Genomic DNA, 20,975 nt, shown 5'->3' on the forward strand with positions numbered 1-20,975 from the left:
GGCTGACTGATGACGACGGTGGCCGTGCGACGGCAGGCTCAGCGTCGCAGGTCACCGCTCGTCGGATACCTGCTGCGCCGGATCGGCACTTCGCTGCTCCTTCTCGTGGGCGTCACGATCGTGACCTTCGCGCTGACGAACCTCGTGCCCGGCGACCCCGTGTCGGCGGCGCTGGGCGAGGGAGCATCGCAGAACCCCGAGACGCGTGAGGCGTTCATCAAGGCCCAGGGCCTCGATCAGCCTCTCTTCGTGCAGTACTTCATCTACATGGGCAACCTGTTTCGAGGAGACCTCGGAACATCGCTGGTGACCGGGCGACCGGTCACCAGCGACCTGGCCACCGCGGTGCCGGCGACGATCGAGATCGCGATCGGGGCCATCATCCTCAGCCTCGCGGTGAGCGTCGTGCTCGGAACCCTCGCGGCCTACCGTCGCGGCCTCGTCACCGACCAGGTCATCCGCATCGTGACGCTGATCGGGCTGAGCGTCCCGACGTTCTGGCTCGCACTGGTCAGCTTCTACGTGTTCTTCCTCGAGTTGCGCATCGCGCCCGGCTCCGGTCGCATCTCTCCGTCGATCACGCCGCCACCACGCATCACCGGGCTCTACACGGTCGACTACCTCCTCAACGGAGACGGCGTCGGATTCGCCGATGCCCTCGCCCACCTCGCCCTCCCGGTCATGGTGCTGTCGCTCGTGACGATCGGTCTGCTGACGCGCTTCATCCGCACATCGGTGCTCGAGGTGCTCGGCAGCGACTACGTGCGCGCGGCCCGCGCCAAGGGCCTTCCGGCCATGCGCGTGATCCTCGACTACGTGCTCCGAGGGGCATCCCTGCCGATCCTCACCATCGTCGGCGTCGCCTTCGGCTCGCTGCTCTCCGGCACCGTGCTCGTCGAGTCGGTGTTCGCGTGGCCCGGCCTGGGCACCTACGCCTACAACTCGGCGGCGAACCTCGACCTCCCCGGAATCATGGGCGTCGGTCTCGTCGTCGGCTTCATCTACCTCCTCATCAACTTCGTCGTCGATCTGCTCTACGGCGTCCTCGACCCGAGAGTGAGGATCGCATGAGCCGCATCGACTCGGCATCCGGTCCCTGGCGGTTCCGGTTCCGCTGGCCCCGCGCCTGGCGCACGCCGCTCGGCGTGATCGGCACCGTCATCGCCGGAGCATGGATCATCGTCGCCTTCACCGCGCAGTGGTGGGTTCCCTACGGCCCCAATGCCCAGGTGCTTCCTCGTCTGCAGGCGCCGGGAATCGACACACTGCTCGGCACCGACGGCAACGGGCGAGACATCTTCTCGCGCCTGATGACCGGTGCGACGGTGAGCCTTCCGCTCGCCCTCATGCTCGTGATCGCCGCGATGATCATCGGCACCGTGATCGGCGCCGTCGCCGGCTACTTCGGCGGCTGGGTCGACGAGACGCTGATGCGAATCACCGATCTGTTCATGGCGTTCCCGACGGTCATCCTCGCGATGGTGGTGGCGGCATCCCTCGGGCCGTCGCTGTTCAACGCGGTGATCGCGGCGATCGTGGTCTCGTGGCCGCAGTACTCGCGAGTCACGCGCAGCATCGTGCTCGGACTCCGCGGGCAGAACTACGTCATCGCCGGTCGTCTGCTCGGACACTCGCCGCTGCGGACGCTGTTCATCGACATCCTTCCGAACATCGCCGGACCCGTGCTGGTGCTCGCCACCCTCGACATCGGTGCGGCGATCCTGCTGCTCTCCGGCCTCTCGTTCCTCGGGCTCGGCGCGCAGCCCCCGACCGCAGAGTGGGGATCGATGATCTCCGCCGCCATGCAGAACTTCGATGCCTGGTGGCTCGGGGTCTTCCCCGGTCTCGCGATCCTCACCGTGGTGCTCGCCTTCAACTTCCTCGGTGACGCGATGCGCGACATCCTCGACCCGACGGCCGAGGTCACGCACGAGAAGCAGGCCGAGCACGTGGCGTCGGCGAAGGGGGCGGCAGCATGACCGCCTCGACCCTCACGAGCGCGCTGAGCATCCGTGACCTGACGATCGACATCGGTCGCCCACTCGTGCACGGCATCTCGCTCGAGCTCGAAGCCGGTCGCATCCACGGCCTCGCCGGCGAATCCGGATCGGGCAAGACACTCACCGCGCTCGCCGTGCTCGGGCTGCTGCCCCGGCAGGCGCGCACCGGCGGATCCATCACGCTCGCGGGGGAGGAGCTCGTCGGCATGCGCCGCCGCGCCCTCAACCGCATCCGCGGCAAGCGCATCGCGATGATCTTCCAGGACCCGTCGGCGTCGCTGCACCCGCAGCTGCCGATCGGCCGGCAGCTCACCGACCACATGCGCGTGCATCTCGGTCTTCGGGGCGAGGCCGCGAAGGCCAGAGCCATCGAGCTGCTCGAGACGGTGCAGGTGCCGAATCCGGATGCGGCACTGAAGCGCTACCCCCACCAGTTCTCCGGAGGTCAGCGCCAGCGCATCGCCATCGCGTGTGCGCTCGCGTGCGACCCCGAGGTGCTGCTGGCCGACGAGCCCACCACCGCGCTCGACGTCACGGTGCAGGCCGGCATCCTCCGGCTGCTGCGCGACCTCGCGACCGACCGCAATCTCGCCGTGCTGCTCGTCACGCACGACCTGGGCGTCATGAGTGCGATCGCCGATGAGGTCGCCGTGATGAAGAACGGGCAGATCGTCGAGCGGGCAGACCGCGCGACCCTGTTCCGCGACCCGCAGCACGAGTACACCCGCACGCTGCTCGCGGCCCTGCCGGGATCGAAGCTCGAGATCGCCTCACCGGATCCCGCGCTCATCGATCCGGTGATGTCGGATGCGGCGCTCTCGGATGCTGCCGTCAAGGATGCCGAAGAGGAGGCCGCAGATGAGTGAGATCGCCGTCCTCGACGCGCAGGGAGTCGTCGTGCGCTACCCCGGGAGCCCGCCGGTGGTCGCCGTCGACGGCGTCTCGCTGACCGTCGCCCCTGGAGAGACCGTCGCGCTCGTGGGCGAGTCCGGCAGCGGCAAGTCGAGCCTGGCCCGCGCGGTCGTCGGCATCGAGAAGCTCGCCGGGGGAGAGGTGCGGTTCCGCGGCGAGCCCGTGAAGCCGCTCGGCATCCGCCGGCGGGATCTCGCTCTCACCGGCATCCAGATGGTGTTCCAGGATCCGTCGACGTCGCTCAACCCGCGGCGTCGCGTGGGCGACCAGATCGCCGACGGCATCGCGACCGCCCGCGCTCGCGGCGCCGAAGGATCGACCGTCCCCGAGTGGCTCGACCGCGTCGGGCTGCCCACCGAGGTCGCCACGCGCTTCCCGCATCAGTTCTCGGGCGGTCAGAAGCAGCGGCTCGCGATCGCGCGGGCGCTCGCCGCGCGGCCGTCGCTGCTCGTCGCCGACGAGCCGATCTCCGCTCTGGATGCATCGACCCAGACGAGCGTCGCCGGTCTCATGCGAGACCTCGTCGCCGAGGCCGGCGCGGGGATGCTGTTCATCTCGCACGACCTCGCCGTCGTCCGGCGCATCGCCGATCGGACCTTCGTGATGTTCGCCGGACGCGTGCTCGAAGCGGGGGCCACCGATCGTGTGTGGTCTGCGCCGCAGCATCCGTACACTCAGGCGCTGCTCGCGGCGATCCCCGAGCCCGACGGAGCAGGTCGCATCCCGGTCGCGCCCTCGACGAACGAGCGCATCGTCTGGTCGGAGATCGCCCCCGTCATCGACTGACGTCTGTCGTCCGCCCGCTCGGGCGCTTGCCCGCTCGGCTGTTCGCTCGGCTGTTCGCTCGCTCGGCTGTGCGCTCGCTCGGACGACATCTGCCCCACTGCCCCCCGGGAGGAGATCTGCTCCTCGGGAGGACGGATGGGCGCGAAGCCTCCTCCCGTGGCGCAGTCGTCCTCCCGACGGGAGGGCCCTCGAGGCCTCAGCCTGATCGGCGGGTCACGGCGCCGCTGAACACGGCTGGTGCGTTCGCGTCCGCCCCTCGGGAGGAGATCTGTCTCCGGGGAGGAGGTTCCGAACCCGATCCTCCTCCCGAAGCGCAGATCTCCTCCCAGGGGATGGCCCGAGAGGGTGGGTCGAGGGATGACCCGAGCGGATGCTGCGCCAGCAGAGCCCGGAACGCACCGCGGGCCGAGGCGATCGCCCCGGCCCGCAGCATCTGCTGGTGGATCAGAGAGGTGCGACGATGTCCTGCTCGACGTCCCACTCGGTGATCTCGAGCGAGGTCTCGATCATCTGGCCGGCGGCCTCGGTGCTGCCGGTCGTCGCCAGCACCACGTAGTCGTCGGTGACCTCGAACACCACGTCGACGGCGACGCCCTGCGCCTCGGACGTGCCGCTCACGAGGTAGACGTCCTGACCCAGGCGGCTGCCGGTTCCGGTCACGGTGAACTCGCCGGTGAGCGCGCCTGCGGCCGTGGCCGGGTCGGTGCCCGCCGCCGTCGCCGCACCGCTGCTGAGCGCGGCGACAATCGGGTCGCTCGAGTTCGGGTCGGCGACCTGCCACTCGGTCGTAGGAGTCTTGACCCAGGCGTCGTCGCCGATGATGATCAGCGATCCCATCGGAGTGATGGTCTCGACGGCATCCGTCGCGGGGTTGTACCGGGCGGTCGTGTCCATGCCCAGGATCGATGTCTTGGCCTGGTAGCCGGCGGTGTCGGTCATCGCCTCGGTGATGCAGGCGCCGAGCGCGGTGCCGTCGACGGTCGCGCCTTCGGTCAGCTCAGGGCAGTCGGACTCGGGTGCGGTGGTCTCCTCCGCGGCCGCTGTGGGCTCTTCTTCGGCGGGCTCCTCGGCACCCGCGGTGCACCCGGTGAGCAGTACGGTGGCGGTCAGGACGAGGCCGACCCCCCATTTGTTGACGCGCATGGCGTTCCCCCTTCGGTCGTGTGCGCACTGAGTGTCAGACCGCACGCACTCCAGCATGCCAACTGCCCGGCGAGAGGCGTGGGGGCAGGCCGAAGGTTTCTCCGCTAGACTGTCAAGGTTGTCTGCCATCAGGCCCCCACTCGGGTGGCTCGGCGGATGACGTTCACACACCCTCCTGCTTCCGGGAAAGTCCCGGAAGCCGTTCTAGTCCGAAGGAGGTGGGTAAGTGACGCACCAGTACGAACTCATGGTCATTCTGACCCCCGAGATCGACGAGCGCCAGGTAGCCCCTACGCTCGACAAGTTCCTGAAGGTCATCACCAACGATGGTGGCTCGATTGACAAGGTCGACATCTGGGGTAAGCGCCGTCTGGCTTACGAGATCCAGAAGAAGAACGAGGGCATCTACGCCGTCGTCAACTTCACCGCCACCAGCGAGGCCACGCAGGAGCTCGACCGTCAGCTGAAGCTGAACGAGCAGATCATGCGCACCAAGGTCCTCCGTTCTGAGGAAGCTCAGGCGATGGTCGCGTTCGAAGCGAAGCGCACCGAAGAGAAGGCTGCTCGCAAGGCCGCCAAGGCTGCGAAGGCCTGAGTCCGATGGCCGGCGAAACAGTCATCACCGTGGTGGGTAACCTCACGGCCGACCCCGAGCTGCGCTACACGCAGAACGGACTGCCGGTGGCGAACTTCACCATCGCTTCGACGCCTCGGAACTTCGACCGCGCCGCCAACGAGTGGAAGGACGGCGAAGCGCTGTTCCTCCGTGCGTCGGTCTGGCGCGAGTTCGCCGAGCACGTGGCGGGTTCGCTGACCAAGGGCATGCGCGTCATGGCGCAGGGCCGTCTGCGTCAGCGCTCCTACCAGGACCGCGAGGGCAACCAGCGCACCGCTATCGAGCTGGAGGTCGACGAGATCGGCCCCTCGCTTCGGTACGCGACCGCGCAGGTCACCCGTGCGGCGTCGACCGGTGGCGGCGGCGGTGGTGGCGGCGGACAGTCGCGCCCCGCTCAGCAGCAGCAGGTGTCGGAAGAGCCGTGGTCAACCCCCGGCTCGTCGACGAGCGCAGACGCCTGGAGCACTCCGGGCAGCTTCGGCGACGACACCCCCTTCTGAAACAGGATCTCGGGATGCTTCGGCATCCGTCTCATCATTAAGGAAAAACAATGGCTGGAAAGTCTAGCGGCGACCGCCGCAAGCCGCGGAAGGGTGGCAAGCCCACCGCTCCCGCGAAGTCGATCCGGGTCGGAGTCATCGATTACAAGGATGTCTCCACCCTCCGCAAGTTCGTCTCGGAGCGTGGCAAGATCCGCGCCCGTCGTATCACCGGTGTTTCGGTGCAGGAGCAGCGTCTGATCGCCACCGCGATCAAGAACGCACGCGAAATGGCACTCCTGCCCTACGCTGGCGCCGGCCGGTAAGGGGTATCGAGATGGCAAAGCTGATTCTCACGAACGAGGTCGCCGGGCTTGGTAGCGCCGGTGACGTAGTCGAGGTCAAGAACGGGTTCGCCCGCAACTACCTCATCCCCCAGGGCTTCGCTACGGCGTGGACCCGCGGTGGCGAAAAGCAGGTCGCTTCGATCCAGGCTGCTCGTCAGGCTCGCGCGATCCACGACCGCGACGAGGCCGTGGCGCTGAAGAACTCCCTCGAGGCCACCAAGGTGCGCCTGGCCGTCAAGGCCGGCAACGAGGGTCGCCTCTTCGGTTCGGTCAAGACCGATCACATCGCGGATGCTGTCGCAGCCGCGGGTCTCGGCTCGATCGACAAGCGCAAGGTGCACATCCCGTCGGCGATCAAGTCGGTCGGCGAGCACGAGGCCACCGTTCGTCTGCACGACGACGTGACCGCAGTCATCACGCTGCAGGTCGTCGCCGCCAAGTAAGGCGCGACGCTCTCGAACGCCCCCTGTCCTTCGGGACAGGGGGCGTTCTGCGTTCGCGGCCGGTCGGTGTTTCGGAGGGTCTGGTGAAGGCGGCTAGCGGGTGAGACCGAGTTCGGCGGCGCGACGGGGATTCGCGGGCAAAGTCTCATCGACGTCGACGGACCGTGACCACCCGTCGTCCTCGACAGGTATGCCGCGAGAGACGAGAGCGCGCACTGCTTCGTCGACCCCGTCCACGAAGTCCCCTCCGACGTGGGATCCGGCGACCAGTGAGACGATCACGCGGATCGAGTGCGCGTCGACCGGGCCGATCCAGGTGACGGCGACGCCTCGGGCAGACAGCGGACCGAGCCTGGTCGTGAGGGTGGAGAGCCCACTTCCGCCGATGAGGACATCGCCGACAACCGACCCGCGCCGGTGGATTCGCTGCACCCCGGCCTCGGCACCGGGCACGTCTGCACGGAAGTGGGCAGCCTGCATCGCACGGTCGATCTCGACCAGGGCGACATCGGCGGCATCAGTCGGGATATGGAATGTCCGTGCGCCGTTGACCGCCCACCGCAGACGGCGCGGATCTTCTGTCACCGCGGCACCTGCGAGGCGAGCGCGTTCTGCATGATGACCTCCCCGGAGAGTCTAGGCGGATCGTCCTCGGCGTCATCCGACGCGCCTCGTGCGGGTTCCGGGCACGACGGATGCCCCGCGCTGGGGACGCGGGGCATCCGTGAACTGTGCGGCATCGCAGACGCGGGCAGGTCTGGGGAACCTGCTCAGGGCATCACGGGATCCGCACACCGGCGGTGTCGCATCTCCTCCCCCGAGGACGTCGACACCGCCGGGGTCTGCGGCTACGCCGTCACGGGGCGACGACGCAGCATTCCGGCTCCGAGGAGGAGCAGGAGTGCGGCGAGGAATGCGAAGCCGAAGGAGGAGGAACCACCGGTGGCGGCGAGTCCCTCAGCCGGGGCGGATGCCGTCACGGCTACGCCGCTCGCGACAGCGGTCGCGGACGTGCCGGCGTCGGTGCCGACTCCCGTGACTGCGCCGGGAGTTGTGCCGGGGTCGGTGCCGGGATCGGTTCCGGGGTCCGTGCCCGGGTCGGTTCCAGGATCTGTGCCGGGGTCGGTTCCCGGGTCGGTGCCGGGGTCGGTGCCGGGGTCGGTTCCGGGGTCCGTGCCGGGGTCGGTTCCCGGGTCGGTGCCGGGGTCGGTTCCGGGGTCAGTGCCAGGATCCGTTCCCGGGTCGGTTCCGGGATCGCTCGGGGGAGCCGTGACGGTGCTCTCGCCTACCACGGAGATCGCGTTGCCGCCGATCGTGATCGGAAGAGTCACGGGGGCGGTGACCTGGGTTCCACCGAGGATTCCGTCGTCACCGGTGGTGGTGCTGCCGGTGGACGGGGTTCCTGTGATGGGTGCGGTGCTGCCGGCTCCTCCGTCGGCTTCGCTGTCTCCGATGACGGAGATCGCGTTTCCGGTGCCGGTGATCGGAGCGGTCACGGGTGCGGTGACCTGGGTTCCGCCGAGGATTCCGTCGTCACCGGTGGTGGTGCTGCCGGTGGACGGGGTTCCTGCGATGGGTGCGGTGCTGCCGGTTCCGCTCGTCGACTCGCTGTCTCCGATCACGGAGATCGCGTTACCGCCGACGGTGACGGGCGCCGTCACGGGTGCGGTCACCTGTGTGCCGCTCCCGACCGCGTCGGTACCCGAGGTCTCCGGTGCAGTGGTGCTGCCTCCGGATGCGGGTGCGGTGGTGCTGCCTCCGGTGCTCTCGCTGTCTCCGATGACGGAGATCGCGTTGCCGGCGGCGGTGATCGGTGCGGTCACAGGTGCGGTCACCTGTGTGCCGCTCCCGACCGCGTCGGTACCCGAGGTCTCGGGTGCGGTGGAGCTGCCTCCGGATGCGGGTGCGGGGGTGCCGCTGCTTCCGGTGCTCTCGCTGTCTCCGATCACGGAGATCGCGTTGCCGCCGATCGTGACGGGTGCCGTCACGGGTGCGGTCACCTGCGTGCCGCTCGCGACGCCGTCGTCGCCCGACGTGGACGGCGCTGTGGATCCGATTGCGCTGCCGCTCGAGGGCGCCGGTGCTGCGGCATCCTGTCCGAGGGTCTCGCTGTCGCCGAGCACTGCGATCGAGTTGCCCGACACGGTGATGGGCGCGTCGACCTGAAGCAGGGCCTGGGTGCCCGACAGCAGACCGTCATCGCCGTTCGTCGTGACAGCCGGGGCGGGGGCGGGGGCCGGTGCCTGGGGAGCCTCGGCCGGCGCCGCCGACTCGCTCGACGAGTCGCCGAGCACGGTGATCGCATTGCCGGTCACCGTGACGGGAACGACGACGTCCACGACGGCCTGGGTGCCCGACGCGGTGCCGGATTCACCGCTCGTGGTGGGGGCCGGTACGGGAGCCGAAGCCGGTTGAGGTGCCGGAGCCGGTTGAGGGGCCGGAGCCGGGGCCTGCTCCGCGGAGGAATCTCCGAGCAGCGAGACGGCGTTGTCGACGATCGTGACGGGCGCCGTGATCGCGGTATCCGCCTGGGTGCCCGACAGCAGGCCGTCTTCTCCTGAGGTGTCTGCCGCGTTGGCGGCCGTTGCGCCGAGCAGGGTGATCCCGCCGGCGAGAAGCGTGCCCCACAGGGCCCGCTTGATGTATGTACGCATGATGTCCTTCTCCTGACTGGAAATGGGTGTGTCTGGATGGGTGCACGCGAAGAGCATGTGCGCGCGCAGCACGGCATCTGTCGTTCACGAGGAACGACCGGACAACCCGTCAGTCAGGAGAGACGTCGGTGTCGGCGACCAGTGACGTCGGCAAGACGTCGTCGGGTGCGCCGGGGGAGCGCTCCACAGCACGGAGCGCGACAAGACCCGCGTCGCTGAGGTGCGCGTAGGAGAGTGAGGAGGCTCCGCTCGAACCGGCGGAGGAAGACGGAGCCGCCGGGGCACCGGAGGGCGGAGAGAAAGGCGAGGGCCGGTCATCGGATGCCGGCGCACTCGTGGCGGGCACAGTGATGGGTGCTGCCGGCTGGAGTCCGGATGCTGCCGGGTCGACTGGCTGAAGGCGCGCGACCGCAGGGGAGTGGAGGCCCGTCCGCGCATCGGCTGCGGCAGGGATCGGTCCGACCGGATCGGAGTCCGGCCCGGATGCGGGAACGGCTGGCCGACTGGGCGTGAGGCCCGGGACGATCGGCGGCACGGTGTTGTCGACGACCTCTCCGACGATCGGTGTCGTCCCGTCGACGACACCGACGACCAGATCGATCACCGCGGGCACTCCGAGATCGCCGGTCACATCTCCGACGATCGGCAGTCCTGCGATCAGGTCCGTCACGGGTGTCACGATCGGCGCCACCGGGGATCCGTCGACCAGATCGGTCACGGGCGTGACGACGGCCTCGGTGGTGTCGGCGACGATGTCGACGATCGGCGACGTCACCGGGCCGACGACCGGAACCTGCGCGATCGTCTCCGCGACGTGTTCGACGGTCGGCTGAGCCACCTGCTGCACCGGCTCGACGACCTGGGCCGCGACGGGCTCGACGACGTGGGTGAGGACCGGCTCGACGACGTGGGTGACGACCGGCTCGACCACCTGGGTGACGGCCGGGGCCACGACCTGGGTCACGACGGGGGCGACCGGCGCCACGATCGGCGTGGTCGCTGCCGTGACGGTGTCTTCGACGGTCGAGACCGTCTCGCTGACGACAGAGGAGACACCGTCGAGCAGAGAATCGCTCGAGCTGTCGTCCGCGCTCGCAGACGACCCTCCCGTGAAGATCGTGATCGCCGCCCACGCGACCGCGCCCAGGCTGCCCCACAGGGCGACAGCCGGAAGGCCACGCCGGGCTTCTTGAGCGTTCACGTCGACTTCCCTCCCCCGAGAGCCATCGTTCGTTCACGACGCGCACTGCGTCGATTGCCGGTGACGATACTCCCGGCATATCGCGATGTCTAGAGGGTTCCGCTCGAAAACGATGACATCTCGCGCACATTTCAGGGGGTTGCGCAGTGTGACGCGCCCGGTTGAATCTCGGCTTGACTTTCCCCAGGTTCTACACATCCCCCACCGGATGCGATCAACCTTCAATGCCCAGTTGAACCACGTTCTCATCCACAGGGTGGGGAAGCTCTAAATCCCAGACCAGAGAAAAAAATAGAACCCTGTTTCGAGGTACTCCACCGAGTTATCCACATGCGTTCTGCACAGACTCTCCGGACTTGTTCGCACGCTTTCCACATAGTTATCCACAGGCCGTGTTGCGACCGAAAACACCCGCTCGTAGCGTGGTGCAGCGACCCGATGTCGGAAGTGCCTGGTTTGCTGTGCGAACGGTCCTTCTCGAGCTGAATCGCATCGAGTGGCCGACGCAGTCGGCACCGAGCACACCGGAAGAACGTCGCATCGAAGGGAGCAGTGTGTCGATCGCCGACATCTCAGAGGAGCGCCTCGGGGGCAAGCGTCCGCCAGAGCGCACACCCCCGCACGACACGCTCGCCGAACAGAGCGCGCTGGGTGGAATGCTCCTCTCGAAGGATGCCGTCGCCGATGTGATCGAGACGCTCAAGGGCGCCGACTTCTACATCCCCAAGCACGAGCTCATCTTCGAGGCGATCCTGTCGCTCTACTCGCACGGCGAGCCGACGGACGTCGTCGCCGTCACCGACGAGCTCATCAAGACGGGGGAGCTGAGTCGCGCCGGCGGTGCCGATTATCTGCATACGCTCACCTCGATCGTCCCCACTGCGGCGAACGCCGGATACTACGCGGGCATCGTGTCGGAGCGGGCGATCCTGCGCCGTTTGGTCGATGCGGGCACCCGCATCGTGCAGCTCGGTTACGACGGACAGGGCGACGCCACCGACATCGTCAACAACGCCCAGGCAGAGATCTACTCGATCACCGGATCCGAGACTGCCGAAGACTACGTGCCGCTGCAGATCGCGGTCGATGCCGCGCTCGAAGAGATCGAGGCAGCCAGCGGCCGCGACGGGTCGATGACGGGCGTTCCGACGGGCTTCAAGGAACTCGACGAGCTCACCAACGGCCTGCACGGCGGGCAGATGATCGTCGTCGCCGCGCGTCCTGCGATGGGTAAGTCGACCCTCGCGCTCGACTTCGCGCGCTCGGCATCCATCGGCCACAACATCCCCTCCGTCTTCTTCTCGCTCGAGATGGGCAAGAGCGAGATCGCGATGCGTCTGCTGAGCGCCGAAGGTCAGATCCCGCTGCAGAACATGCGCAAGGGAAACCTCGACCCGCGGGACTGGACCACCGTCGCGGCCACTCGAGGCCGCATCAACGACGCCCCCCTCTACATCGACGACAGCCCCAACATGACGCTGGTCGAGATCCGTGCGAAGTGCCGGCGACTCAAGCAGCGCGAGGGTCTGCGGATGGTCATCATCGACTACCTGCAGCTGATGACGTCGGGAAAGCGTGTTGAGTCGCGCCAGCAGGAGGTCTCGGAGTTCTCGCGAAGCCTCAAGCTCATCGCCAAGGAGCTGCAGGTTCCGGTCATCGCACTGTCGCAACTGAACCGTGGTCCCGAGCAGCGCACCGACAAGAAGCCCGCGATCAGCGACCTGCGTGAGTCCGGCTCGATCGAGCAGGACGCCGACATGGTGATCCTGCTGCACCGCGACTCGGTCTACGACAAGGACGTTCGTCCGGGTGAGGCCGACCTGATCGTGGCCAAGCATCGTAACGGCCCGACGGCGACGATCACCGTGGCCTTCCAGGGGCACTACTCGCGCTTCATGGACATGGCGCCGGGCGGCGACTTCAACTGAGTCGGGCGGGGCTCCCGGTCTCCGCGTGGTCGCATCGTTCGGCTGCGAGCTGATCCGGGGAGGACGGGACGCCCCCACCACGGGGGAGGCGGCAGAAAGGGCGCCCCATCCGATGCCGTCAATGGGCGGCACCCCAGCTGTCGCGTTACAGCGCGACAGAACTGTGAGGCAAGCGTGACACCAGCCGCCTCGCCGCACAAGCCCTATTGTCGACCGGTATGCGCGGGTCGAGGCAGCGTTCCGATCAGGTCAGCGCTTCGGCGTGACGCCGCAGCTCTCTGCGGTTCGAGACGTCGAGCTTGCGCATGATCCGGTGCATGTGGCTCTCGACCGTGCGCACACTCAGCACGAGTCGGGAGGCGATCTCGGCGTTGGAGAGTCCGCCCGCGGCGAGGCGCCCCACCTCCTTCTCGCGGTCGGTGAGGGTGACAGCTGTCGCACCGAACCGCGCGAGGTCGTAGCTCCTCCCCGGGTGACGGGCACGGATCTGCTCCTCGCGCTCGACCGCGCGCTGCTGTCCGAGGTCGTCCGCCCCCGCAGCGAACCAGGCCCGCGCGAAGCGGCAGGCCGACAGCGCAGTGCCGGTGAGCCCGCGCACGTCGAGCTCGTCCGCGACGGCGAGCATCGCCACGGGATCCCGCTGCACCAGCGCGCTCACGAACGAGGCCTGGGCCGCCAGCCCTGCCGCCTCCGGCAGCTCCTTCGCGTGCGCCATCGCGGCCGACAGGCGGGTCGGCGTCGGGTCGAGTTCGACGGCGGAGAGCTGGGCGGTGAGCCCTGCCACGCGGGCTCCGCGGTTCCAGAGGGCGTCGCCGGAGCGGGCGAGCAGCTCGGCGGCCTTGTCGGTGCTTCCGTCGAAGGCGAGCAGCTGCACCTGGGGCCACGCCTTGCTCTGCCCCGGAAGCGGGCCGTCTTCGGCTCCGAGCTGATCCAGGTCGGCGGCCAGCCGCTCGCCGGTCGTCACCTGCCCTCGTCGGATGGCGACCACGGCGGCGACCGCGAGCAGCGAGAGCTGCACTCCGGGCGGCAGCGGTGAGGGCTCTCCCGCCGAGAAGATGACCTCGAGCAGATCGTCGACGGCCGCATGATCACCTGCTGCCAGATGACACAGCGATGCGGCGGTGCCGAAGGCTCGCACGGCGTCGATGTCGAGATAGCCGTGCGCCTCGTCGAACCCGCGCTGCAGCACGTCGAGAGCGGCGCCCGGGTCGCCCTGGCCGAACAGTGCCATGCCGAGCAGCACCCGAGGGGTGTACCGCTGCTCCTCGTGCTCCAGCGCCTCGATGAGGCCGAAGACCCGCAGTGCATCGGAGAAACGACCGAGGCTGACGAGCACGCTCATCTGGGTCTCGAGCATCATCAGCTTGACCGCCGCGGGCAGCTCGTCGGACACCTCGAGGCGGTTGCCGAAGTCAGCGGGCACGGTGTCGAGGTTCGCGAGCAGCTGCACCTCGACGGCCCGCAGCATCCCGGCGTGCGCACCCACGGTCTGGGCATCGTCCTGCAGCTGCGCGACCGCTCGCTGCAGGTCGTCGTCGACGTAGGCGGTCCACTCCGCCTTGAGCGAGGCGAACTCGGCACGACTGGCGTCGTCCCCGGTGCGCGTCGCAGGAGACGAGAGGACGTCGGCGATCACGTCTCGCACCCTCGCTGTGTGCGTGTGCATGAGGGCACGGATGTAGCGCACGGCACTGGCGGCGGTCGGGTTCGCCTCCCACTCGGCGGCCGTCACGATACGGCGTGCGCGGGCACGCTCCTGCAGCAGCCGGACGAAGAGAGCATCCTGACCACCCGACGCGGTCGGAGACGACTGCTGGTCGGTGAGCACCGACCACACCGACTCTGGCGTGCTCAGCTGTCGCACGATCTGGCTCGTCAGTCGCGTGCGTCGCGCTGTGAGCGGCTCGTGCCGGAAGAACTCGACCAGCAGCGGCGGCATGACGGCGACGAGCTGTCGGTCGCCGCTGGGGATGAAGGTGATCATCCGGCGCTCCTCCAGCAGCTCGAGCGTGCCCCAGTCGACGAGCTGGCTCGCCGTGTCGATATCGGCCACCCCCACGATCGCGATGATCTCGAGCGCATCACGCGTGGCGTCATCGAGGCTCTCGAGGTGCGCCTCCAGCACGGCTCGCAGTCCGCTGCTCCACAGATCGCGGGTGGCGGTCCACTCGCCGCCGCGCAGCACGAGACGCTTCTCACGCACGGTCGCGTCGACCAGGCTCAGGGCGAGGCCGATGTTTCCCCCCGACTTCGCGAACACCCGGCTCATCGTGCTCGCCTCGATCGGGTGCGACAGATACTTCTCGAGAGCCGTCTCGAGCTCCTCGAAGCGCAACGGGGTCATGTCGATCACGTACGAGGGTTCGAGAGTCGACGCGGGCAGGCCGCTCGGAGTGTGTCTGGCTCGAAGACCCTGCAGGCGAGAGAGCACGATCGGCACGCCGTACTCGCGTCGCACCGACTCCGCGACACCCCACGACGACTCGTCGAGGTCATCCCAGTCATCGAGGAACAGCACCGAGCGAGAGGCGCGGAGCGCCTGGCGCAGCGAGTCGGCGGTCTCGTGAAGGCTCGGCCCCGGCCGTTGACCACTGGTCGCGCCGATGCCGGCGAGATGCAGTGCGGCGAGCGGATGCTGGCGCAGCGACGCGATTCCGCGCACCGAGACGACCGTCCATTCGTCCTGCTCGACCCGGGCACGCAGCGCCTTGAGGAAAGCGCTCCGACCCGAACCGCGGCTGCCGACGACATCGATGCTGACGCCCGCCTGGATGAGGTCCACTGCCGCGGCGAGACTCTCTTCACGACCGACCACCATGAGATTCCGCTTCCTCACGTGATGTTCCTATGCAAAAGCTACTCTCCCGGGCCTGTCAGAGATAGCCGCACGGCGGGGGTGATGCGGCTGCTCCCTCGCATGAGCCTTCCCGGTGGCGGCGTCGCTGGTGACGTGAATCCCGAGGAGTACGAGCGGCGAGTGCCGACCTTGCGTACTCACGAGCGATCAGCGGCAGGGAGAAGCGGTGTGGGCCAGTACCCGCGAGGGCACTACTGAGCATCGACGCGTGGTACTCCGCAGGGTCGTGCACACCCGCCACGCAACCGTCGGAGAGGCCCACTGATATCGAGGTGGCGGAGTGCTGAAGACGCCCGAAACCCCTCCAAGCGGGCAGGTCGCCGACCGCATCCTTACGATGACCGCCCATTCTGCGCACATCGTGCCCGCGGTCTCCCATCACTCGAGCGCGCCACATGCGTCGCGCGGAACCCTCTGGAGGACGTCAGCTGTGAGCCCGCGAGAAGAAGGTCGTCGACAGGTGCGCCGCCGGCGTCGCCTGGTGCGACGCATGCGCCTCGTCTCTGCGGTGACGGCATGCGTCGTCCTGATCGCCGGCGGCCTCCTGGTGGCGGCTCCGGCGATGTCCGCGCCCAGCCACGAGCTCGAGATCACCAGCCTCGCGTTCTCGGGAGTCGATCAGGCGCCGGGTGATGGCGTGTGCCGGACAGCCGACGGCTCCTGCACGCTGCGCGCCGCGCTCGAGGAGTCGAATGCCCTGAACGGTGCGCCCGGGGCCGTCGTCATCGGCGTGAAGCCCGGCCTCAGCGGCATCATCCGTCCGGTGATGACCCGCTCCACCGCGAACTGGATGCAGACGAGTGCGGTGTCGACCTGGGATGACGGCGCCTTCTATCGCATCACTGCACCGGTCACGCTCGACCTCGACAATCGTGTCTCCATCATTCCGACGTCCGAGTCGACCGAGGCGGCGGCATTCGAGATCAACGGTCCGGACGTCGCGCTGAAGAACTTCCGCGACATCCTCTCCAGCGGCACGTCCATCGTGATGGGCGAGCAGGCGAAGAGGATCAGCCTCGCGGGCGGCTCGACCGTGACGAAGGAGAACTACTACCCCGAGCGCTTCGTCGTCTATCGCCAGGGTGCCAGCGACATCTCGGTCAGCGACTACGAGCTGCAGGGGTTCTACCACGAGGGACAGCAGACCTCAGGGCTGTTCCTGTTCAACGCCACGACCGCCACACCGATGAAGAACATCTCCATCGCGCGGGTGAAGGTCAACTACACGGCCGGCGGCGTGTGCAACGGATCCGACGGCTCTGGCTGCCGCACGAACCTCACCACCTTCTCGCCGCGCGACGCGAACGTCGTCCTCGACGGCTTCTCGTTCACCGATTCGACCGTGCGGAACCTCAACGGGGCGACGGCCTTCAAGTTCTCGAACAACAGCACGACGGGTGTGAGGCTGTCGAACCTGAACATCTCGGGCAACCAGTTCCTCAACTCCGTCGGAAACGGCACGGGAGACGAGTACGCGTTCGTCACGCTGCCCCCGGGCACCCTCAGCGGAGAGAACCGGATCTCGCGCAACGACTTCGTACGCGCGACGTCGGGACAGACCATCGCGATCTCCTGGGACGGCCTCACCCGCACCGGCACGGTGCCGAGCGGGCTCAGCATCACCGACAACTACTTCGACGGCTACGAGTCGAGCATCCGTCTCTCGCGCAACGGTCTGACCACCGTCTCGGGCAACACCTTCGGCACGCGTTCAGGGTCGCAGGGCAGGCCGGCGACGGGGGAGGAGACCGGCGACGGAGGCTCGCTCCTGGTCGACAACGGAACCGAATCGAACCAGACGGTGTCGACGTGGTACCCCACTGCCGCGGCGTCGGTCGTGGCGGCTCCCTCGAGCGGCGCGATGGTCGCAGCGCCCCGCGCCACGTTCACCGGCGGAACATGCACCGCGGAGATCACGGTGGCAAAGCCTGCAGGCAGCGGCAAGTCGGTGCCGAGCGGACCCGTGTCGCTCGACCTCTACTGGACGGCCGACCGCACAGCCGAGATCCACCTCGGGCGCGTGACCGGAGTGACCGCCGCTGCGGCATCCGTCGCCTTCTCGCTGCCCGTCGGACCGCAGCCGCTCGCCGGCGCCACCGTGCCCGCCTCCGCGCAGGCCGTGAATGCCACGACGGGCGACGTCTCGGGTTTCGTGCGCGTGCAGACGCACGTCGAGACGACGCCGCAGCTGACGTCGTCGCAGCTCAGCCGCACGGTGGCCGTGACCGGCAACTGCCGCCCGACTCTCATGCTCGATCAGGCCGGCGGTCAGAACGACCCGACCATGAGTCGCGACCTGCACTACACGCTGAGGTCTTCGCTGCCTCTCGACCCGTCGACCGTCACCGCGGATGACATCCAGCTGAGCGCTGCGGCGACCGCCGAGACCCTCGATACCGGGCGCCTCGATCCGCGAGTCATCGCCGTGACGCCTGTCGCGGGCACGAACGGACTCGAGTTCGACGTGGTCGCGAGGGTCGACGACTCGGCATCCGTCTCGGCGACTCTCGCGGCCGGTCGCGTCACGTCGACATCGGGATTGACGAACACCGCTGCTGCGGTCTCTGCCGACCCTCGAGTGACCTTCGTCAATCCGCTGCAGGTCACCTCGCCCCGATTCACGCTCGTCACGGGAGACGAGAAGGGCAAGTCCTACTCGATGATGCTGCGAGCCGGTGCGCCCGTGCCGACATCGCCGTTGATCTTCTCGTCGAAGATCGACGCAGTGGGCGTCGCGCATGGAGTCGGTCTCTCGACTTCCACTCCGATCATCGCCCCTGGCGCGCGTTCGACGGAGTCGATCGTGCTGCAGGCGACCGACGGAGATGTCACGGCGAACACCGAGGCGACCATCGCAGCGACCGTCGCCTCGGAGGACGAGAACTACGACGGGCTGGTCGTGCCGTCGGTGAGCGCGTTCCTGTTCGCCACAGACCCGACCATCGAGATCGAGAAGCGGGCCTACGCCGACGTGGCGGATGCCTCGACTCCCGCGACGATCGAGCAGACGGGTGGGCCCGTGCTCACCGGCGCGCGCCTCGTCGACGGACAGGCGGTGTGCTTCGTGTACACGGTCACGAACCGATCGGCCGACGACTGGATCACGAGCCTGCACGACATCGTCGTCACGGACTCGGACCTGCGCCTGGGCGCGCGGGGAGTGATCGGCTCGATCTCGCAGCTCGCCGTCGGCGAGAACGCGAGGGTCGCCGCGTGCGGCACGATCGTCTCGAACGGCACTGCCGACGGGTGGGGACGATGACCGCCGTCGAGGCTCGGCCCCGCGGCCGCACGCTGCCCCTGGTCGTGAGCGTGATCGCCCTCGCAGCCCTGACGGTCGCGGCGATCGGCGCCGGCACCTACGCGCTGTGGTCGTCGGAAGACACGTTCGCAGGGTCTCTGTGGCAGGCCGGCGACCTCTCGATGACTACGGAGGACGCATCCTGGCGGCAGATCACCCCGGGCGTGACCGAGCCGCGGTCCGGCGACCTGGCGACCACGCCCGAGGACTTCTTCACGATGCCTGGCGACGTGATCGAGATCACGCAGCCGCTCGAGACCTACCTGTGCGGCGAGAATCTGACCGCGGCGCTCAGTGTCGAGTTCGCGTCTCCCGACGCAGTGCGGGCGCAGGAGGAGACGGGCGAGATCGCGATCGCACTGCGCGTGGAGAATGCCGAGGGAGACACGGTCGCGACCGGCTCTGCCGACGGGACGCCGCTGGCCGTTCCCGGTCTCGCGGGGTCGTCGCAGGGCGAGTCCGATCGGTGGTCGGTGATCGTGACCGTCGAGGTGCGCGGCGACTACGCCTGGACGGACGCCGACGTCCACAGTGCCGCGGGAGTCTGGGCCGCGGGCGACCTCATCGTGCGTCTCGATCAGGTGCGCGCGAACGGTGCCGGTCGATGAGGCTGCGCACGACTCTGTCGCTCACCGCCGCGATCGCCGGTGTCATGGCCTTCGGGGTCGTCTCGACAGCGAACGCGCTGTGGACCGCGAACGACGCGGTCGTGGTGCCTGAGCTCCGCACAGGAGCAGTGACCTTCGGAGCCGCCGCCGAGTCGCAGCGTGTGCTGTCGGCGGCGGGCGAGCCGGTCGAGATCACCCTGCCCGGCACCGAGATCGCCACGGTGCTCGATCAGGGCGGCTTGAGAACAGAACCCGTGATCTGGCGCTTTCAGGTGACCGGGGCCGCTCTCGGCATCGCCGGACTCGACTACGACATCACGCTCGGCGATCAGGTCTGGCACGACGGTCGCTCGGCCGAGCTCGCCGGGGGCGTCGCCCAGGACGGCACACTGCTGGCGGACTCGACCGTTCGGATCTACCCGGCCGGACTCGGCGACGACTGCTCGGTGATCCCCGACGCGCCCGTCGACGGCGGGGCCGCCGTCGACGTGCACCTGCTCGACGCGTCCGATCGCACGCTGCAGGCGCCCGCGGCCAACCCCACCGGCACCGAGGTCACACAGACCTGGTGCGTCGCGATGCTCTGGAACCACCGTGCCGACGGCGTGTACGTCTCGGAGGCGAGCGCCCGGGGGATCGCCGTCGACGGCAGCGAGAACCGGGACTTCGACACGTGGGACGCCGCGGTGGCGTTTCCCGCGTCCCTGAACGCCATCGGCGTCTACGACCACACGGCGTGGGCGGAAGGGACCGGCGATGACGGCACCCTGTCGCGCGACGACTCGTCGTGGAGCGGATCGGTGCATCCGGATCCCGCGGGCGAACCCGACCTCGTGATCCGCATCGACCCCCGTGTGACGAACGCGAACCCCGCCGTCGCACCCGGCGATCACGCCACTCGCTAGTCGCCGAAGCAGAAACACACCACCCAGGAGAAGGAAGAAGAACATGTCCAACCAGAATCCTCAGATCATCGTCGTGACCGAAGAGCGGAAGAAGCGCCGCGGCGCTCTGCTGCTCGTCGCCGGTGGCGCCGCCGCACTGCTCGCGGGCGGGTCGACGTTCGCCCTGTGGACGGCGACCGACGGCTTCAGCGGCGGACAGATCACCGCCGGCGACCTCGACGTCGTGCAGACTGCCGACACGACCTTCTGGGACGTCTCGGCCGACCGCGACGACGCCACCGCCACCGTCGTCGGCACGGACGGCTCGCAGCTCGGCCACGCGCTGGCCCCCGCGGATGCGTCGACCTGGCGCATCGTGCCCGGCGACAAGGTCGCGGCCTCGTTCTCGGCCGCCGTGACGCTGGAGGGAGACAACCTCGTCGGTCGCCTCTCGCTCGACGGTCTCACGGCGAACGACTACGACATCAGCGGCATGACCTACACCTACGAGGTCTACCAGGACGGTGCGCTCGTGCAGCCTGAGATCGCGCTGCCCGTCGCGGCAGATGCGACGCTGCTGTACCTGTCGGCGCCGCAGACGGGTCAGAGCGCTGGCCTCGAGGACGCGAACGGCACCACCGTGCTCTCGATGGCCGAGACCACCGAAGACGTGACGGTCGTCGTCTACGGCGCCTTCTCGTCGACGGTCACCGACCGCACCGACGTCGCGCTCACCGACACGCTGTCGGGGCTGAACCTCAGGCTCGAGCAGGTTCGCGACACCGGGGAGCAGTTCTAAGACCCACCGTCGGGAGG

General features: G+C 68.5%; 18 protein-coding genes. 13 read left to right on the forward strand and 5 right to left on the reverse strand.

Annotated elements, in window-relative coordinates; genetic code table 11:
* Window positions 1-9: 9 nt before the first annotated feature.
* From OB895_RS12215 to OB895_RS12230, 4 genes are read left to right on the forward strand one after another with little or no spacing between them, the layout of a single operon-like run.
* Entirely contained in the window at window positions 10-1,071 is a 1,062-nt protein-coding gene (locus OB895_RS12215; RefSeq protein WP_042541524.1) for an ABC transporter permease, read from the forward strand.
* The gene (locus tag OB895_RS12220) at window positions 1,068-1,979 is read left to right on the forward strand and encodes an ABC transporter permease (RefSeq protein ID WP_056275557.1); all 912 of its coding nucleotides are present in this window, start codon (window positions 1,068-1,070) and stop codon (window positions 1,977-1,979) included. The genes OB895_RS12215 and OB895_RS12220 overlap by 4 nt, the downstream gene beginning before the upstream one ends.
* The gene (locus tag OB895_RS12225) at window positions 1,976-2,866 is read left to right on the forward strand and encodes an ABC transporter ATP-binding protein (RefSeq protein WP_079113826.1); all 891 of its coding nucleotides are present in this window, start codon (window positions 1,976-1,978) and stop codon (window positions 2,864-2,866) included. The genes OB895_RS12220 and OB895_RS12225 overlap by 4 nt, the downstream gene beginning before the upstream one ends.
* Window positions 2,859-3,698 (forward strand): ABC transporter ATP-binding protein, encoded by an 840-nt coding sequence (locus OB895_RS12230; protein ID WP_079113825.1) that lies wholly within the window; start codon window positions 2,859-2,861, stop codon window positions 3,696-3,698. Before OB895_RS12225 ends, OB895_RS12230 begins: the two co-directional genes overlap by 8 nt.
* Before the next feature lie 444 nt (window positions 3,699-4,142).
* Here OB895_RS12230 and OB895_RS12235 read toward each other — a convergent pair whose 3' ends face one another.
* On the reverse strand, window positions 4,143-4,841 hold the full coding sequence (locus OB895_RS12235; RefSeq protein WP_228385601.1) for a hypothetical protein: 699 nt from the start codon (window positions 4,839-4,841) through the stop codon (window positions 4,143-4,145).
* Window positions 4,842-5,067: 226 nt separating this feature from the next.
* Here OB895_RS12235 and rpsF point away from each other — a divergent pair, with 226 nt between their 5' ends.
* The 4 genes from rpsF to rplI are packed head-to-tail and all read left to right on the forward strand — an operon-like array spanning window position 5,068 to window position 6,726.
* Entirely contained in the window at window positions 5,068-5,436 is a 369-nt protein-coding gene (gene rpsF, locus OB895_RS12240; RefSeq protein ID WP_042541520.1) for a 30S ribosomal protein S6, read from the forward strand.
* Between the two features lie 5 nt (window positions 5,437-5,441).
* Entirely contained in the window at window positions 5,442-5,957 is a 516-nt protein-coding gene (locus OB895_RS12245; protein WP_042541519.1) for a single-stranded DNA-binding protein, read from the forward strand.
* A gap of 50 nt (window positions 5,958-6,007) precedes the next feature.
* Entirely contained in the window at window positions 6,008-6,262 is a 255-nt protein-coding gene (rpsR, locus tag OB895_RS12250; protein WP_042541518.1) for a 30S ribosomal protein S18, read from the forward strand.
* Window positions 6,263-6,273: 11 nt separating this feature from the next.
* On the forward strand, window positions 6,274-6,726 hold the full coding sequence (rplI, locus tag OB895_RS12255; protein ID WP_042541517.1) for a 50S ribosomal protein L9: 453 nt from the start codon (window positions 6,274-6,276) through the stop codon (window positions 6,724-6,726).
* A 93-nt stretch (window positions 6,727-6,819) separates the two neighbouring features.
* Here the strand turns inward: rplI and OB895_RS12260 are convergent, their stop codons facing one another.
* The 3 genes from OB895_RS12260 to OB895_RS12270 all read right to left on the reverse strand — a co-directional run bounded on the left by OB895_RS12260 (window position 6,820) and on the right by OB895_RS12270 (window position 10,581).
* Complete coding sequence (locus OB895_RS12260; RefSeq protein ID WP_079113823.1) at window positions 6,820-7,311, reverse strand: hypothetical protein; 492 nt, start codon at window positions 7,309-7,311, stop codon at window positions 6,820-6,822.
* 263 nt (window positions 7,312-7,574) lie between these two features.
* Window positions 7,575-9,380, reverse strand: coding sequence for a beta strand repeat-containing protein (locus OB895_RS12265; RefSeq protein ID WP_311877850.1), 1,806 nt, complete (start codon window positions 9,378-9,380; stop codon window positions 7,575-7,577).
* A 109-nt stretch (window positions 9,381-9,489) separates the two neighbouring features.
* Window positions 9,490-10,581 (reverse strand): hypothetical protein, encoded by a 1,092-nt coding sequence (locus OB895_RS12270; protein ID WP_079113822.1) that lies wholly within the window; start codon window positions 10,579-10,581, stop codon window positions 9,490-9,492.
* A gap of 554 nt (window positions 10,582-11,135) precedes the next feature.
* Here OB895_RS12270 and dnaB point away from each other — a divergent pair.
* On the forward strand, window positions 11,136-12,509 hold the full coding sequence (gene dnaB / locus OB895_RS12275) for a replicative DNA helicase (RefSeq protein WP_042541564.1): 1,374 nt from the start codon (window positions 11,136-11,138) through the stop codon (window positions 12,507-12,509).
* A gap of 244 nt (window positions 12,510-12,753) precedes the next feature.
* Here the strand turns inward: dnaB and OB895_RS12280 are convergent, their stop codons facing one another.
* Window positions 12,754-15,345: a LuxR family transcriptional regulator gene (locus OB895_RS12280; RefSeq protein ID WP_153302270.1), complete on the reverse strand. Its 2,592-nt coding sequence runs from the start codon at window positions 15,343-15,345 to the stop codon at window positions 12,754-12,756.
* Between the two features lie 451 nt (window positions 15,346-15,796).
* Here OB895_RS12280 and OB895_RS12285 point away from each other — a divergent pair, with 451 nt between their 5' ends.
* From OB895_RS12285 to OB895_RS12300, 4 genes are read left to right on the forward strand one after another with little or no spacing between them, the layout of a single operon-like run.
* Entirely contained in the window at window positions 15,797-18,628 is a 2,832-nt protein-coding gene (locus OB895_RS12285) for a hypothetical protein (RefSeq protein ID WP_311877851.1), read from the forward strand.
* The gene (locus OB895_RS12290; protein ID WP_042541511.1) at window positions 18,625-19,275 is read left to right on the forward strand and encodes a SipW-dependent-type signal peptide-containing protein; all 651 of its coding nucleotides are present in this window, start codon (window positions 18,625-18,627) and stop codon (window positions 19,273-19,275) included. The genes OB895_RS12285 and OB895_RS12290 overlap by 4 nt, the downstream gene beginning before the upstream one ends.
* Window positions 19,272-20,180 carry a hypothetical protein gene (locus OB895_RS12295; RefSeq protein ID WP_311877853.1) on the forward strand — a complete coding sequence of 303 codons (909 nt, stop codon included), beginning with the start codon at window positions 19,272-19,274 and terminating at the stop codon, window positions 20,178-20,180. Before OB895_RS12290 ends, OB895_RS12295 begins: the two co-directional genes overlap by 4 nt.
* Before the next feature lie 43 nt (window positions 20,181-20,223).
* Window positions 20,224-20,958 (forward strand): SipW-dependent-type signal peptide-containing protein, encoded by a 735-nt coding sequence (locus tag OB895_RS12300; protein ID WP_042541509.1) that lies wholly within the window; start codon window positions 20,224-20,226, stop codon window positions 20,956-20,958.
* Window positions 20,959-20,975 lie beyond the last annotated feature (17 nt).

The sequence above is a fragment of the Microbacterium forte genome (assembly GCF_031885415.1).
Lineage (GTDB): Bacteria > Actinomycetota > Actinomycetes > Actinomycetales > Microbacteriaceae > Microbacterium > Microbacterium forte.